10 protein-coding genes, 1 tRNA gene and 1 pseudogene are annotated in these 13,253 nt (G+C 68.1%); 8 read left to right on the top strand and 4 right to left on the bottom strand.

The features are described 5' to 3' along the window. The first annotated feature begins 328 nt into the window (after positions 1-328). Positions 329-1,129 carry a sugar phosphate isomerase/epimerase family protein gene (locus ACYVDK_RS02080; protein ID WP_460517201.1) on the top strand — a complete coding sequence of 267 codons (801 nt, stop codon included), beginning with the start codon at positions 329-331 and terminating at the stop codon, positions 1,127-1,129. Between the two features lie 406 nt (positions 1,130-1,535). After that, on the top strand, positions 1,536-2,900 hold the full coding sequence (locus tag ACYVDK_RS02075) for an MFS transporter (protein WP_460517198.1): 1,365 nt from the start codon (positions 1,536-1,538) through the stop codon (positions 2,898-2,900). A gap of 256 nt (positions 2,901-3,156) precedes the next feature. Here the strand turns inward: ACYVDK_RS02075 and ACYVDK_RS02070 are convergent, their stop codons facing one another. Both ACYVDK_RS02070 and dcd read right to left on the bottom strand, forming a co-directional pair. Beyond that, the gene (locus tag ACYVDK_RS02070) at positions 3,157-3,714 is read right to left on the bottom strand and encodes a hypothetical protein (protein ID WP_460517195.1); all 558 of its coding nucleotides are present in this window, start codon (positions 3,712-3,714) and stop codon (positions 3,157-3,159) included. Positions 3,715-3,887: 173 nt separating this feature from the next. Then, positions 3,888-4,475, bottom strand: a pseudogene (dcd, locus tag ACYVDK_RS02065) (dCTP deaminase); the annotation flags it as partial. A 225-nt stretch (positions 4,476-4,700) separates the two neighbouring features. On the opposite strand from dcd, the gene ACYVDK_RS02060 reads away from it, so the two are divergent. Beyond that, positions 4,701-4,771: transfer RNA gene (locus ACYVDK_RS02060), tRNA-Gly, on the top strand. Between the two features lie 253 nt (positions 4,772-5,024). Next, complete coding sequence (locus ACYVDK_RS02055; protein ID WP_460517193.1) at positions 5,025-6,320, top strand: alpha/beta hydrolase; 1,296 nt, start codon at positions 5,025-5,027, stop codon at positions 6,318-6,320. 181 nt (positions 6,321-6,501) lie between these two features. On the opposite strand, the gene ACYVDK_RS02050 is transcribed toward ACYVDK_RS02055, so the two are convergent. Continuing rightward, entirely contained in the window at positions 6,502-7,230 is a 729-nt protein-coding gene (locus ACYVDK_RS02050; protein WP_460517190.1) for a TMEM175 family protein, read from the bottom strand. Between the two features lie 197 nt (positions 7,231-7,427). On the opposite strand from ACYVDK_RS02050, the gene ACYVDK_RS02045 reads away from it, so the two are divergent. Beyond that, positions 7,428-9,896 carry an HAD-IC family P-type ATPase gene (locus ACYVDK_RS02045; protein WP_460517187.1) on the top strand — a complete coding sequence of 823 codons (2,469 nt, stop codon included), beginning with the start codon at positions 7,428-7,430 and terminating at the stop codon, positions 9,894-9,896. A 172-nt stretch (positions 9,897-10,068) separates the two neighbouring features. On the opposite strand, the gene ACYVDK_RS02040 is transcribed toward ACYVDK_RS02045, so the two are convergent. Further along, complete coding sequence (locus tag ACYVDK_RS02040; RefSeq protein ID WP_460517184.1) at positions 10,069-10,644, bottom strand: hypothetical protein; 576 nt, start codon at positions 10,642-10,644, stop codon at positions 10,069-10,071. Between the two features lie 297 nt (positions 10,645-10,941). On the opposite strand from ACYVDK_RS02040, the gene ACYVDK_RS02035 reads away from it, so the two are divergent. From ACYVDK_RS02035 to ACYVDK_RS02025, 3 genes are all read left to right on the top strand, one after another. Further along, entirely contained in the window at positions 10,942-11,676 is a 735-nt protein-coding gene (locus ACYVDK_RS02035; RefSeq protein WP_460517181.1) for a hypothetical protein, read from the top strand. 102 nt (positions 11,677-11,778) lie between these two features. Then, positions 11,779-12,183 (top strand): hypothetical protein, encoded by a 405-nt coding sequence (locus ACYVDK_RS02030; RefSeq protein WP_460517178.1) that lies wholly within the window; start codon positions 11,779-11,781, stop codon positions 12,181-12,183. A 25-nt stretch (positions 12,184-12,208) separates the two neighbouring features. Next, the gene (locus tag ACYVDK_RS02025) at positions 12,209-13,045 is read left to right on the top strand and encodes a hypothetical protein (RefSeq protein WP_460517175.1); all 837 of its coding nucleotides are present in this window, start codon (positions 12,209-12,211) and stop codon (positions 13,043-13,045) included. Positions 13,046-13,253 lie beyond the last annotated feature (208 nt).

Genomic DNA, 13,253 nt, shown 5'->3' with positions numbered 1-13,253 from the left:
TCCGGCCGATCGCGCGTTCTCCGGCCGACCGCCCTCCGGCCAATCGTGTGTTCTCCGGCCGACCGCCCTCCGGCCGACCGTGTGTTTTCCGGCCGCCCCTTCGCGGCCGACCGCTCTCCGGCCGACCGTTCCCGCCCCACGGTTCGACGGCTCGGATGCCGGCGGTTCGCCGCCCACCGCCATCCGCCCTCTGCAGATGACCGCAGCCACACGCCGCCCGCGCAGGCAGACCAGCAGAGATCGCGCTCTCGCGTCGAGAACAGCAGCAGAGTTGCTGTTCTCGACGCGTTCTGCTGTTCTGCAATGACCACCATGTGAAGGAGCAACCGTGTCCAACCCCTCCGTTCAGCTGTATTCGGTGCGCGACGCCATCGACGAAGACCTCCACCGCGCCGTCGCCCGTGTCGCCGAGATCGGCTTCCGCCAGGTCGAGCCGTACGCCTTCCACCTGCGTACAGCCGACTACAAGCGCGCGTTCGCGGCATCCGGCCTCACCGCACCGTCCGGTCACGCGCCCGTCATCGACTCGGATGCCCCGGGATCGATCTTCGACGCCGCCGCCGAGTTGGGCATGACGACGGTGATCGACCCGTTCATCCCGACCGACAGGTGGCAGACATCCGATGACGTGCACCGCATCGCGGAGCGGGTCAACGAGCTGACCGCCGAGGCCAGGTCGCGCGGGCTTGAGTTCGGCTATCACAACCACCAGTGGGAGTTCGTGAACAAGGTGGACGGCCGCCCCGTCTACGACCTGTTCATCGAACTGCTCGGCCCCGACACGGTGCTCGAAGTCGACACGTTCTGGGCGACCGTGGGCGGCGCCGACACGCCAGCCGTGCTGCGCTCGCTGGGCGACCGGGTGCGCGCACTGCATGTGAAGGACGGCAAGATCACCGACGACATCGCGAACGTGCTGCCCAGCAGCGAGAGCGCACTGATCGTGCCGGATGCGCTGAAGGCGGCGTTCGAGAACCAGACTCCGGCGGGGCAGGGCGACCTCGACGTTCTGGCCATTCTGCAGGCCGCCCCGAACGCGCTGCGCGTCGTCGAGTTCGACGCCTACCGTGGTGACGTCTTCGACGGGATCGCGCAGTCCTACGCCTGGCTCGCCGAGAACGACGCCTGAGGTCGTTCCCCTCCCTCCGCCGCAGTTCCCGCCATCCCACCCACGGGTCGGGCTCTCCCGTCGAACAGGTCGGGGACTCCGACCGAAGCAGGTCGGGCTCTCCGACCGAAGTGCGTTGGCGACTCCGACCGAAGCAGATCGGGCTCCCCCACCGGTGGGGGACTCCGACCGACGTAGGTCGGGCTCCCCGACCGGTGGGGGACTCCGACCGACGTAGGTCGGGCTCCCCGACCGGTGGGGGACTCCGACCGACGTAGGTCGGGCTCCCCGACCGAAAACAGGCAGGAAAGCGCCTACCGCCCGGGAACAGGCCAATTGTGCCTGTTCCCGAGCGGTTTGCCTGTTTTCGGGCTAGTACCGAAGGGTTCGGCGCCACGGAACCCGCTCAATCGCTAGTGTTTGGCGCATGACCGACCACCCGAGCGGCTCCGGCGACGACGCCCTGGCCGCGCCCGCCGGAGCGACGACCGCGACGGCGCCCAGCCTCCCGACAAGAACCGGATTCGGGCGGGTGCTCGCCTGGGGCGCATGGGATTGGGGATCCTCTGCCTTCAACGCGGTCGCCACGACGTTCGTCTTCAGCGTGTATCTGACGGGCAAGTCGTTCGGCGACAAGACGGAGCTCACTCAGCTTCTCAGCTGGGCGATCAGCGCCGCTGGAATCGTCGTGCTGCTGCTCGCCCCAGTGCTCGGGCAACGCACCGACACCTCCGGGCGCCGCAAGCTCTGGCTCGGCCTGAACACGGGTGTCGTCGTCGTGTGCTTGGCGCTCATGTTCTTCGTGCAGGCAGCACCGTCGTTCGTCTGGCTGGGCCTCGCACTGCTCGCGGTCGGCACGGTGTTCTTCGAGATCGCGGGCGTCAATTACAACGGGATGCTCCGCCAGATCTCCACTCCGAAGACGATCGGCAAAGTGAGCGGTCTGGGCTGGGGCATGGGCTACGTCGGCGGAATCGCACTGCTGCTCATCGTCTACTTCGGATTCATCCACCCGAGCGTCGGCCTGTTCGGAGTGACGAGTGCGAACGGTCTCTCGGTGCGCGTCTCGATGCTCATTGCCGCACTGTGGTTCGCCGTGTTCGCGCTCCCCGTGCTGTTCGCGGTTCCGGAGAATCGCGCCCTCGCCGACTTCGGGCGGCCTCGGGTGGGCTTCTTCCGCTCGTACGCCGTTCTCGGCAGCGATATCGCACGGCTCTGGAAGGCCAGCCGCCACACCGTCTACTTCCTGCTGGCCAGCGCGATCTTCCGTGATGGTTTGACCGGCGTGTTCACGTTCGGCGGAGTGCTCGCCGCTGGATCGTTCGGCTTCTCGCCCGGCGAGGTCATCATCTTCGCCATCGCCGCGAACGTCGTCGCGGGCATCGCCACCATCGCGGTCGGCACACTCGACGACCTGCTCGGGCCGAAGCCGGTCATCCTGACATCGCTCATCGGCCTCGTCATCTGCGGATCGCTCGTGTTCGTGCTGCATGACGGCGGGCAGATCGTATTCTGGACGCTCGGCCTCGCCCTCTGCCTCTTCGTCGGGCCGGCGCAGTCGGCCAGCCGCACGTTCCTCGGGCGCCTCATCCCTCCTGGACGCGAGGGCGAGGTCTACGGCCTCTACGCCACGACCGGCCGCGCCGCAACGTTCATCGCGCCGCTCATGTTCGGACTCTTCGTCACCTTCGGCGGAGCGCAGTACTGGGGAATCCTGGGCATCGTGCTCGTACTCGCGGTCGGGCTGGCCGTGATGATCCCCGTGAAGGCGAAGCAGAACCAGCTCAGCTGAGCGGCCTTGCACCGCGCTGCTGAGCTTGGCCTGTCCTTAGCTTGTTGAAGTGTCGAATCAGCGCCCCGCGCAAGCGAAGCGAGGGGCCCCGTTCCACGAGCTCGTGGGGCGTGCCCGCTGTCGACGCGGTGCCGCAAATCGGAGGCACGCCGGGCGCAGGCTCCAGAATCGCCACGTGAGCGAGCGCGCTCGGCGTGTCTCCGATTCGTCGCACGGGCATCCGGCGGCGTCCGGGTTCGATGCGCGCGAGGCCGGCTCAGCCCAGCCGCTCGCCTTCGAGGTGCTCGACAAGCTTCCAGGTGGCGCCGTCGTCGTCGCTCACCCAGCCGTCGAACGCGTAGCTCTGCGCCGACACCGCACTGAAGTTCCAGCGGATGGGCCGCTCGTCGTTCTGCGTGCCGTCCTGACGGATGCCGTCTCGCCAGCCCTGCGCCACGAGGTTCGCGTACTGGTTCAGTGCGGGTGAGAAGTAGCTCACCCGCACGATGCCTGCCGCCGGGTCGTACACCCGTACGGCGACCGCGATGGTCTGTTGACGCCCGTCCTTCTCGACGACCTCGAGGTCCTCGATGGCACGGCCGTCCATCACCCACGAGACGAGCCAGGTGAAGTCCCGTTCGCGCCACTCGCCGGTCGACTCGTCGAGCCGCCGTCCGCGCACGCGCCACGCGCCGACGAGCTGCCCGAACCGGGTCATCCGCTTCGGATGCTCCGGCGACGGTCCCGCGCTGACGAGGGCATCCGCGAACATCCGCTGCGCCACAGTGCCGGAGGAGTCCTCGGCGACCGAACCGGCACCTGGTTCGTCGTCCATCGGCTCGCCCTCCTCCGTGTCCCGAATGGTCAGCTCGCGGTCGGTGCCGCCTGGCGTGCGGGCTCGCCGACGCCGGTGCTGCCGTCGTCAGTGCTGCCGGCATCGGCGCGGGCAGCATCGGTGCTATCGACATGGGTGCTGCCGATGTCGGTCCCACCGGCACTGGTGCCGCTGGCATCCGTGCCACTGACATCGGTGCGGTGGAAGCCCAGGAACGAGCGGGATGCCGTCGGCCCACGCTGGCCCTGATAGCGAGAACTGTATGCGGCGGAGCCGTACGGCTGCTCGGCCGGCGACGACAGCTGGAAGAAGCACATCTGCCCGATCTTCATGCCCGGCCAGAGCTTGATGGGCAGTGTGGCGACGTTGCTGAGTTCGAGGGTCACGTGGCCGGTGAATCCCGGGTCGATGAATCCGGCGGTGGAGTGGGTGAGCAGGCCGAGACGCCCGAGCGAGCTCTTGCCCTCGAGGCGTGCGGCGACGTCGTCGGGCAGCGTGACCCGCTCGAACGTCGACCCGAGCGCGAACTCGCCGGGATGCAGGATGAACGGCTGGTCGCCGTCCACCTCCACCAAGTGCGTCAGCTCGGGCTGATCCTGAGCCGGATCGATGAACGCGTACTTGTGGTTGTCGAACAGTCGGAAGAAGCGGTCGAGGCGCACGTCGATGCTCGACGGTTGGATCATCGCCGGATCGTATGGCTCCAGAGCGATGCGTCCCGCGTCGAGCTCGGCCGTGATGTCGCGATCGGAGAGCAGCACACATCCAGGCTACCGGCGATTGAGCTGAGAGCCGAGGGAGCTTGCTCACTCGGCCGAAGCGATTGAGTCGGTTGAGCGCGAAGCGCGAGCACCGGCGATTGAGCTGAGAGCCGAGGGAGCTTGCTCACTCGGCCGAAGCGAATGCTGGTCGGGGTACGTGAGACCGAACGAATCGCGTCCGTCGGATGCCGTCGGCTACGATGATGGATGCCGTGTCAGCGGCACGCGGATGTAGTTCAATGGCAGAACCTCAGCTTCCCAAGCTGATAGCGCGGGTTCGATTCCCGTCATCCGCTCTCATCCGGTGTTCCGGTTGCTCGAGGTAACGGGCATCACGCATCGATGAGGACACCGGATGCCCGTCACGCCCCGGCCCTCCGATCGCCTCGCGGCGACGCCCGGTCGATGCGATACAGTGGGCGACGAGTCATGGGGATGCGCCTATCGGGGCGCCTTGTCAGGTTCGATTTCCGGAATCCTCCACGGCCGAGCCGGGATCCGCACCTCAGCTTCCGCGGACGTGGACGCCTCTTCTGCAGGAGCGATCGGATGCCCTATTGGCTGTCGATGCTGCGCATCGATCATGCCGAGTTCCTCTTCCCGCTGTACGGCAGCGTGGCTGCGCTGGCGCTGTATCTCGTGTGCGGACCGCTGCGACGGGCACGGCTGCTTCGCATCGCGATAGCGCTCGCGGTGGGTGCCGGGTTCGGGGTGCTCATCGGGTGGCTCGTCAGTGATGTCTGGGACACGTTCGATGTCGCGCTCAAACCGGTGACGCGCATGTGGATCGCCCTGGCGTGTGCTGGCGTGTCGTTGGCGGCGATCAATCTGTGGCGCACCAGATGGTGGCGCAAGGCGATCGCCCTGATCTTCGTGCCGCTCGTTCTGGCGTCCGCAGCTGCCGGCATCAACGTGGATTACGGCGCGTACCCGCATCTTCGAGACGCGCTCGGAATCGTGCCGTACTCCGCGCTGCCGGAAGCGCGTCTGTCGGGACACGCTGGGAGGATGGATGCCCACCTGGGCACCGACTGGATCGCGCCACACGACATGCCCCGACACGGAATCGTCGGCACCGCGACCATTCCGGGTACGCGCTCGAAGTTCCACGCCCGACCCGCAATCATCTACCTGCCACCGGCCGCGCTGGTGGAGAACCCGCCCGTTCTCCCCGTCATGGTCCTGTTCGCAGGGCAGCCCGGCGCTCCGTCGGACGTGTTCACCTCCGGCCGCGTCGCCGAGACGTTCGACGCGTATGCCGCGCGACACAACGGCCTCGCACCGATCGTGGTCGCAGCGGACCAGCTTGCGTACCCGGGCCGCAACCCGATGTGCGTCGACTCCCCGCTCGGCAACGCCGCCACCTACCTGACTGTCGACGTGCCGACGTGGCTGCGCGGCCATCTGCCGGTGGCCGACAGCGGCCGCTACTGGGCGGTGGGCGGCTATTCCGAAGGCGGGACCTGCGCGATCCAATTCGGTGCCGGGCATCCCGACCTGTTCGCATCCGTCATCGACGTGCTCGGTGAACGGGAACCGACGATCGGGCCGGACACGGTCGCCAAGGCGTTCAACGGGTCGGCCGCGGCCTACGACGCGGCCAAGCCGTTGACACTCCTGGCCGAGCACACGCCCTACCCTGACAGCGTCGCGATCTTCGGCACCGGAAGCCAGGACGTCACCTTTTCCGGCTACGCCAGAACGCTGCACTCGGCTGCTGCCCGCGCCGGCATGAAGACACGACTCATCGTGTCGCCGGACTCGGGACACGACTGGAACACGGTGCGGTACGTCTTCGCACGGGCGCTTCCCGAGATCGCGGATCGGCTCGGACTCTCGCGCTGAGTCCGGCCGCCGTGATGTGGCCGTAGAGACTCGCGCTGCGCAGGTGCTCTCGCCCACCGCAGTCCGAGCATCCGCCCGATCAGCCTCAGGCCACTACGGTCGGCTGGCGCAGCACGATTTTCGACGTGACTCTCAACGTCGTGGCAATAGCCCAGAAGCAACAAGCCGATCGGGTCTCGCTTCACGAGTGGGACGCGGGCCGGGCGAGTCGCCGCACCCCGAGCATCCGCCCGATCAGACGGGCCACGGGCGCCGTCAGCATGAGGAGGAACAGCGCCAAGTAGCTGACGTCGGGCACGAGGATGGCGAGCACGAGGCTCCCACCGAAGAGCACCGCCATCGCGATGTTCACGGCGATGCCACGCAACAGGGCATCCGGCGCGATGTCGTGCAGCGCGGGATGTGCGCGAAGGAACAGCTCCTGAGCGAGCGCGACCAGGCTGGTCAGGGTCATCGTTCCGACGTACGACACTTTCACGAGCGGCTCTTCGCTGTTCAGGATGCTGATCATGGCCGTCGCCACCGGCAGCCAGACGATGGTCAGCAGCCACGCCACGTTCAGCCACAGCAGTCCTGTAGTCACCCGCCGCACGCCCGCGAACATTCGGTGATGGTTGATCCAGAACATCGCGATCAAGACGAAACTGATCAAGAACGCCAGAAGCAGCAGCCAGTTGTCGGTGAACCATTGCGCAGCGGTGGGCACATTGGAACCGTGCTCGGGCACCAGGCTGGTGATGGCGTCGAGCAGCGGCAGGATGAGCAGCGTCAGCGCGATCGCGACCACCGCATCGATGAACGCCTTGGCGCGGTCGGCGGTGAAGAACGACTCGACCGCTGTCTCTCCGGAAGGATCGACCTCTCCAGAATGATCGACGCCGAAACGGTCACCGCTGCGTTCTTCGCTCACCCGACGATGCTATGGCGGGCCGAGGCGTCGGCGAGGCCTGAGCTCAGCGGCTCTGATCCCCGCGGCCGACGATCGGCACGACGTAGAGCGCTCCTCGCAAAGTGCTCCATTATGCTCGCATCGAGCGGGGCGGATGCCGCCGAGCGCGCCTCGAACCCGCATTCAGGGCCACACCCAAAGCGTCGACAGGGGAGACGATGACCGACACGGCCGGCGCGACGCTCGGCCTCACGTCGGCCGAGGTCGCCGAACGGGTTGCCGACGGGCGCACGAACGCTTACACGGATGCCACGAGCCGCTCCGCGTGGAGCATCGTGCGCGCGAACGTGTTCACCCTGTTCAACGGCATCATCGTCGCCTGCTTCGCGGTGCTGCTCATTCTCGGGCGCTGGCAGGATGCCCTTTTCGGTCTGAGCGCTATCGCCAACACGATCATCGGCTCGGTACAGGAGTTCCGCGCGAAGGCCGCACTCGACAAGCTCGCGCTGCTGCATGCGCCGACCGCGCGCGTGCTGCGCGACGGCCAGTTGCGCGAGGTGACGATCGCCGACGTGGTGCTGGACGACATCCTCGTGCTCCGCGCCGGCGACCAGATCGCCGCAGACGGGGTGGTCATCGAGTCATCCCGGCTGCAGGCCGACGAGTCGATGCTGACCGGCGAGTCGGATGCCGTCGACAAGCAGCCCGCCGACGGGGACGGCGCCGACGAAGTGCTGAGCGGTTCGATCGTGGTGGGCGGCGAGGGCACCGTTCGCGTCACCAGGGTGGGGGCGGACTCGTTCGCCAACAAGCTCGCCAGCGAGGCGAAGAGGTTCTCGCTCGTGACGAGCGAGTTGCGGCGATCCGTGGACAAGGTGCTGAGGTTCCAGGCCTGGATCATCGGTCCCGTCGCGCTGCTCGTTCTCAACGCGCAGATCTTCGTTTTCGGCGGCTGGCCGGAGGCGATCCGCAGCGGCGACTGGCGGCAGGCGGCGGTGAACGCCATAGCGTCGGTGATCGCGATGATCCCGCTCGGACTGGTGCTCATGACGAGCATCGCGTTCGCGGTAGGTGCCGTGAAGCTCGCGGCGCGGCAGGTGCTCGTGCAGGAGCTTCCAGCGGTCGAGGGGCTAGCCCGAGTCGACGTGATCTGCCTCGACAAGACCGGCACCCTCACCGAGGGCGAGATCGTTTTCGACCAGGCGCATCCGGTGGCGCTGGCCGCCTCTGGCACGCCATCCGCCGCGGAAGCGCGGGCCGTTCCGGCCGAACAGTCGATGCCTGCCGGCTGGGAACAGGCGCTGGCCTGGTACGGGGCTGAACCCGACGCGAACGCCACGGCGCGGTGCCTCGCGGCCGCCTACCCGGCGGAGGGTGGGCTGGAACCGGATGCGCGCATCCCGTTCTCGTCCGCCCGCAAGTGGAGCGCCGTGTCGTTCACGGGCGCCGCTGAAGGCACCTGGGTGCTCGGCGGGCCGGAGATGGTGTTCCAGGGTGCCGCGCATCAGGAGCTGCGAAGCAGGTCGGCCCAGCTGGCGGCATCCGGGCGCCGCACGCTGGTGCTCGGACACTGCGACTCGACGCTCACGCCCGAGCACGTCGACGCCGAGACCTTGCCGGCCGGCCTGAACCCGGTGACGCTGCTCACCTTCCGCGAGAGCGTGCGCTCGGACGCCCTCGAGACCCTCGGCTACTTCGCGTCGCAGGGCGTCGCGGTGAAGATCATCTCCGGCGACAACCCGCAGACCGTCGCCGCGATCGCCCGCGAGGTCGGCCTGGACGCCCCGACCGGCTTCGACGCCCGCGAACTGCCCGACGACCAGGATGCCCTCGCCGCCGAGCTCGAGCGCCACACGGTCTTCGGCAGGGTCACCCCGACCCAGAAGAAGGGCATCGTGCAGGCGCTGCAGGCGAGCGGGCACACCGTGGCGATGACGGGTGACGGGGTGAACGACGCGCTGGCCATCAAGGAGGCCGACATCGGCATCGCGATGGAGTCCGGTTCCGCGGCGACGAAGGCCGTCGCGCGCATCGTGCTGCTGGACGGCAAGTTCGAGCACCTGCCCGGCGTCGTCGCGGAGGGACGTCAGGTGATCGCGAACATCGAACGCGTCTCGATGCTGTTCCTCACCAAGACCGCCTGGGCGACGGTGCTGGCGATCGTGTTCGGCATCAGCATCATGCAGTTCCCGTTCCTGCCGCGGCAACTCTCCATCGTCGACGGTCTGACGATCGGCATCCCGGCGTTCTTCCTCGCACTGATGCCGAACACGCGCCGCTACATCCCGGGATTCCTGCGCCGATCACTGAGCTTCGCCATTCCGGCCGGCCTGGTCGTCGGCCTCGTGGTGTGGTGGTATGCGTGGGCGGCCACCGGCGCCGGCATCCAGCAGGACGAACTGCGCACCGGTGCCACGCTCATCCTCACGATCATCGGGTTGTGGATTCTCGTGGTGCTCTCCCGGCCCATCGACGGCTGGAAGATCGTCATCATCGGCGCCATGATGATCGGCCTGATCCTGGTCTACGCGGTTCCGCTGGCGCGCACATTCCTCGGGTTCGCGGACCCTTCGCTCATCACGACGGCCCTCATCATCGGCCTCTCGATCGTGGCGATCGCCGGCGTCGAGGTGGTGCGCTTCGTTCACCGCCGCTATGTGCGCCGTCATGGCGGCGTCGACTACTGATCCGCCGTCCCTGCCAGGGACTACGCGTCCGATCCACCGCAGACATCGCGCCCGTCCCACCACGCACCACGCGCCCGGCCGGTCGACGACAACAGGCAGGAAAGCGTCTACCGCGCCGTAACAGGCACGATCTGCCTGTTACGGCGCGTTTTGCCTGTATTGCGGATGAGGGTCACATCCCGGTCTGCCGGCGTGCGGCATCCTGCGCGCTGATGTGCGCGAAGTACCGCCCACCACGCCCCACCCACAGCACCACAGTGGTGAGCACTGCGACCGCCATGAGCGCGATCTCGAGCCAGTACGACGTCGCGTCGACGACGAGCGCGACGATCGCGAGCGCGAACTCCGCCGCCATGGCGATGGTGGTCAGCACGCGCGCGTAGTGCTTGCCCCTGGTCAGGGCCGATGCCAGCGCGATGATGAAGAACCCGAGAAGGATGACCACGGCACCGATCAGCGTGACACCGAACGATCCGCCGAACATGCCGTTGTCGACCACGTAGCGCAGCAGGATGAACAGGATGCCCACCCCGATCGCGAGGAACCCCGCGATGTAGGTGAGCACGACGACGACGATCAACTCCGCAGGTGGCCGATGCCGTACCGGCGGCTGCGGTGAGCTCGCCGGCTCCTGCGACGTATCCGCGTCCGGGTCCGCCTCCGGTTGTGCACCCGGGTGCGCCCCGGAGTGTGCCCGGGACTGTGCAGAGACCTGCGACGGATCGTTCGCGGGCGTTCCCGTGGTCATGCTCTCACCCTAAGTTCCGGCCTCTAAGGGCTCACCCATGCAATCCTGCCCGCATACGTCGTCCGGTGGCTACCCGAGCCGGAACAACTATCTCCGCGCCGGGCTCCGTCGCCGGTTCCGGCGCGCCGTACGGGCGTCACCGCCTAGCGATAGGAGGGTCGCGGCGAAGGCCCCGGGCCTTCGCCGGTGGCTCCGCCGTGCTCATGAGGCTCAGGGCGATCTGTCATCCGGCTCGCCTACCGTGTGTCTTCTCGGTGCGGCCGGATCGGGTCCGACCGCGACGAAGAGGAGGTTCCCGTGTCGGATGCCCGTGCGCTGCGCCCACCGCGCACCCCTCGCGCTCCTTTGCGAGTCGGTGTGTTCACCCGCACTCATCTGAGGCGACTGGCGAAACGGGATGCCCGAGCCGGCGTGCCGCGGGCGGCCTACGAAGCCGAGCCGGTCGGCGATCCCACCCCCACGGTCGCGGCGCTGCAGGCGCACGCCGCGACGTACGCGCAGCGGGAGGGCCAGCGGTTCTTCACGGATGTGCGCTCGCAGTGGATGGAGCACGAAGCGCTCGCCGACACACTCGTGCGGGAGCAGCGCGAGTACACCGAGCGTTCCAGCGCCCTCGAGCGAGCGGCGACCGAAGCGCTGCGGCGTGCCACGGCGGATGCCGCGTCGCAGCCCGACCCGACCAGTCCCGCCCATGAGGATCTCCGGCGTCTCGAACGGCGCATCCAGCGCGACAACAGAAGGTCGTCACACCTCAAGGCGATCATCCACACGAGGTTCACGGTGGCGCGACTGCGGGCTCGTCGGTACTTCGACTACTCGGACGAGAAGACGGCCATCTACTGGGGCACGCTGCGGCGCGTGCATCCTGCCGCCGAGAACATCAGCGATCGGCCGCCGACGCTGGCGCGGCCCACGTGGCTGACGGTCGACGACAGCCACCGGGCGTTGGAGTTGTGGCACGGCACCGACCTTTTCGGCGGTGCCATCGCAGCCGGACACACAGGGAACGACAGGGCGGAGCCCGCAAGCTGAGCCTGCGCACGAACGCGGCATTGCACACCGGCACCACCTGTGCACGACCGCCGCATCACCGCACCGCCAATTGCCGACAACAAGCGTCATAGGAGGGGAACGATGTCGAAACGGAACCGATCGGGAGCCGTCGTCGCAGTGGTCGACACGCACGACGCGTTCGGGCTCGAGACCGTCGAATACCGGCTGCCGGAGGCGAAACGCCTGTCACGACGGCTGCGCTGGCGCCTTTGGCGCATGAAGCGGTCGCTCGATGTCGAGACACTGGATGTCTTCGAGCACGAGATCACCGCGTTCGAGAACGCCGGCCTCGCCGATCTCGCCAGGCAGCGCACCCGGCACGAGTCCACGTGCGAAGCGTTGCAGACCGTCGCGCGCGGCCGCATCGAGCTCGTCGAGGGTGCGCTGCGCTCCGCGCACGCCGACCTGGGCAAAGCCGAAGCGGAGGCGGCCATGCTCGAACGCAAGCTCGCCGCCCGCGACCCGCAGTTCCACAGCTACGCCTGAGTTCACGGCCGATGAGGGGGATGACATGGCTCGCGACATCGTGCTGAAGCCGCCGCGAAGCGGCCCACGGCTCGGCCGCCTCTCGCCGTTCGCGCACGTGATGGTCTACGTGCTGCTGCTCGGCATGATGGCGGTCGACTACTACCTGCTCTCGCAGACGCTCACGCTGCTCCTGCGGGGCGACAGCCAGTACGGCTCGATCGGCGCGATCATGTACATCATCACGGCGGGCATCTCGGCCGCGATCGTGACCATTCCGCACCTGATCGCCGTGCTCATCCGCCGCATCGAGAGCGGCATCACCACCCGCGGCTGGGTTGCCGTCGTCGTCGGTCTCGGAGTGCTGTGGGCGGCCATCCTCGTCACCGTCACCCTCTCCCGGATCAAGGCGGGCATCGACGCGCAGACGGCAGGAGGCCTCTCCGGCCTCGTCGGCGCCGGGAACGCGACTCCCACCTCCGGCTTCTCCTGGACGGCGCCCGACACGATCATGGCGTTCCTCATGCTCGGCGTGCTGGCGACCTCCGGGGCCTTGAGCTTCGTCACGGCCTGGCTCACGACGCGCCCGCTGGTCACCGCGGTGGAACGCGGATGGCATCGGGTCGCCCGGTTGCGCCGGTACCGCGATCGTCTGCTGGCCGAGCAGCTCAAGGCAGCCGAGGCGGTCACCCAGCAGGCTGCGCAGGATGCCGCGGATCGCCGGCGCTACGAGCTCGCCCAGGACACGCTCCGCTCGCAGCTCGAGCAGGTGCGCGCCCAGCTGGCGACGCGGCTGGCGCAGCGGCAGCGCGATCCGCAGGAGACCAGCCAGATCATCCACGAGCTGAAGCTGAGGAGGGAGCCGCCCTCGACCGCCGGTTGACCGCCGGCCGCCGGGCCGAACCCTGGGGCCGCCGACCGAACCCTCAACCGCCGACCGAGCCCTCAACCGCCGACCGAGCCCCCACCGCCCGTTGAGCCCCCACCGCCGGTTGAGCCCCCACCGCCGGTTGAGCCCCCACCGCCGACCGAGCCCCCACCGCCCGTTGACCCCCCACCGCCGGTTGAGCTTGTCGAAACCGCCGACCCCT

This window comes from Humibacter antri (assembly GCF_054777235.1).
Note: the sequence above shows the minus strand (reverse complement) of the source record. Positions and strands in the feature narration are given on the sequence as shown.

Excerpts from the sequence above, each read along its gene's own strand:
- ACYVDK_RS02040 (WP_460517184.1), bottom strand. The coding sequence starts at position 10,644 with ATGACCACGGGAACGCCCGCGAACGATCCGTCGCAGGTCTCTGCACAG.
- ACYVDK_RS02070 (WP_460517195.1), bottom strand. The coding sequence starts at position 3,714 with ATGGACGACGAACCAGGTGCCGGTTCGGTCGCCGAGGACTCCTCCGGC.
- ACYVDK_RS02075 (WP_460517198.1), top strand. The coding sequence starts at position 1,536 with ATGACCGACCACCCGAGCGGCTCCGGCGACGACGCCCTGGCCGCGCCC.
- ACYVDK_RS02025 (WP_460517175.1), top strand. The coding sequence starts at position 12,209 with ATGGCTCGCGACATCGTGCTGAAGCCGCCGCGAAGCGGCCCACGGCTC.
- ACYVDK_RS02045 (WP_460517187.1), top strand. The coding sequence starts at position 7,428 with ATGACCGACACGGCCGGCGCGACGCTCGGCCTCACGTCGGCCGAGGTC.
- ACYVDK_RS02030 (WP_460517178.1), top strand. The coding sequence starts at position 11,779 with ATGTCGAAACGGAACCGATCGGGAGCCGTCGTCGCAGTGGTCGACACG.
- ACYVDK_RS02055 (WP_460517193.1), top strand. The coding sequence starts at position 5,025 with ATGCCCTATTGGCTGTCGATGCTGCGCATCGATCATGCCGAGTTCCTC.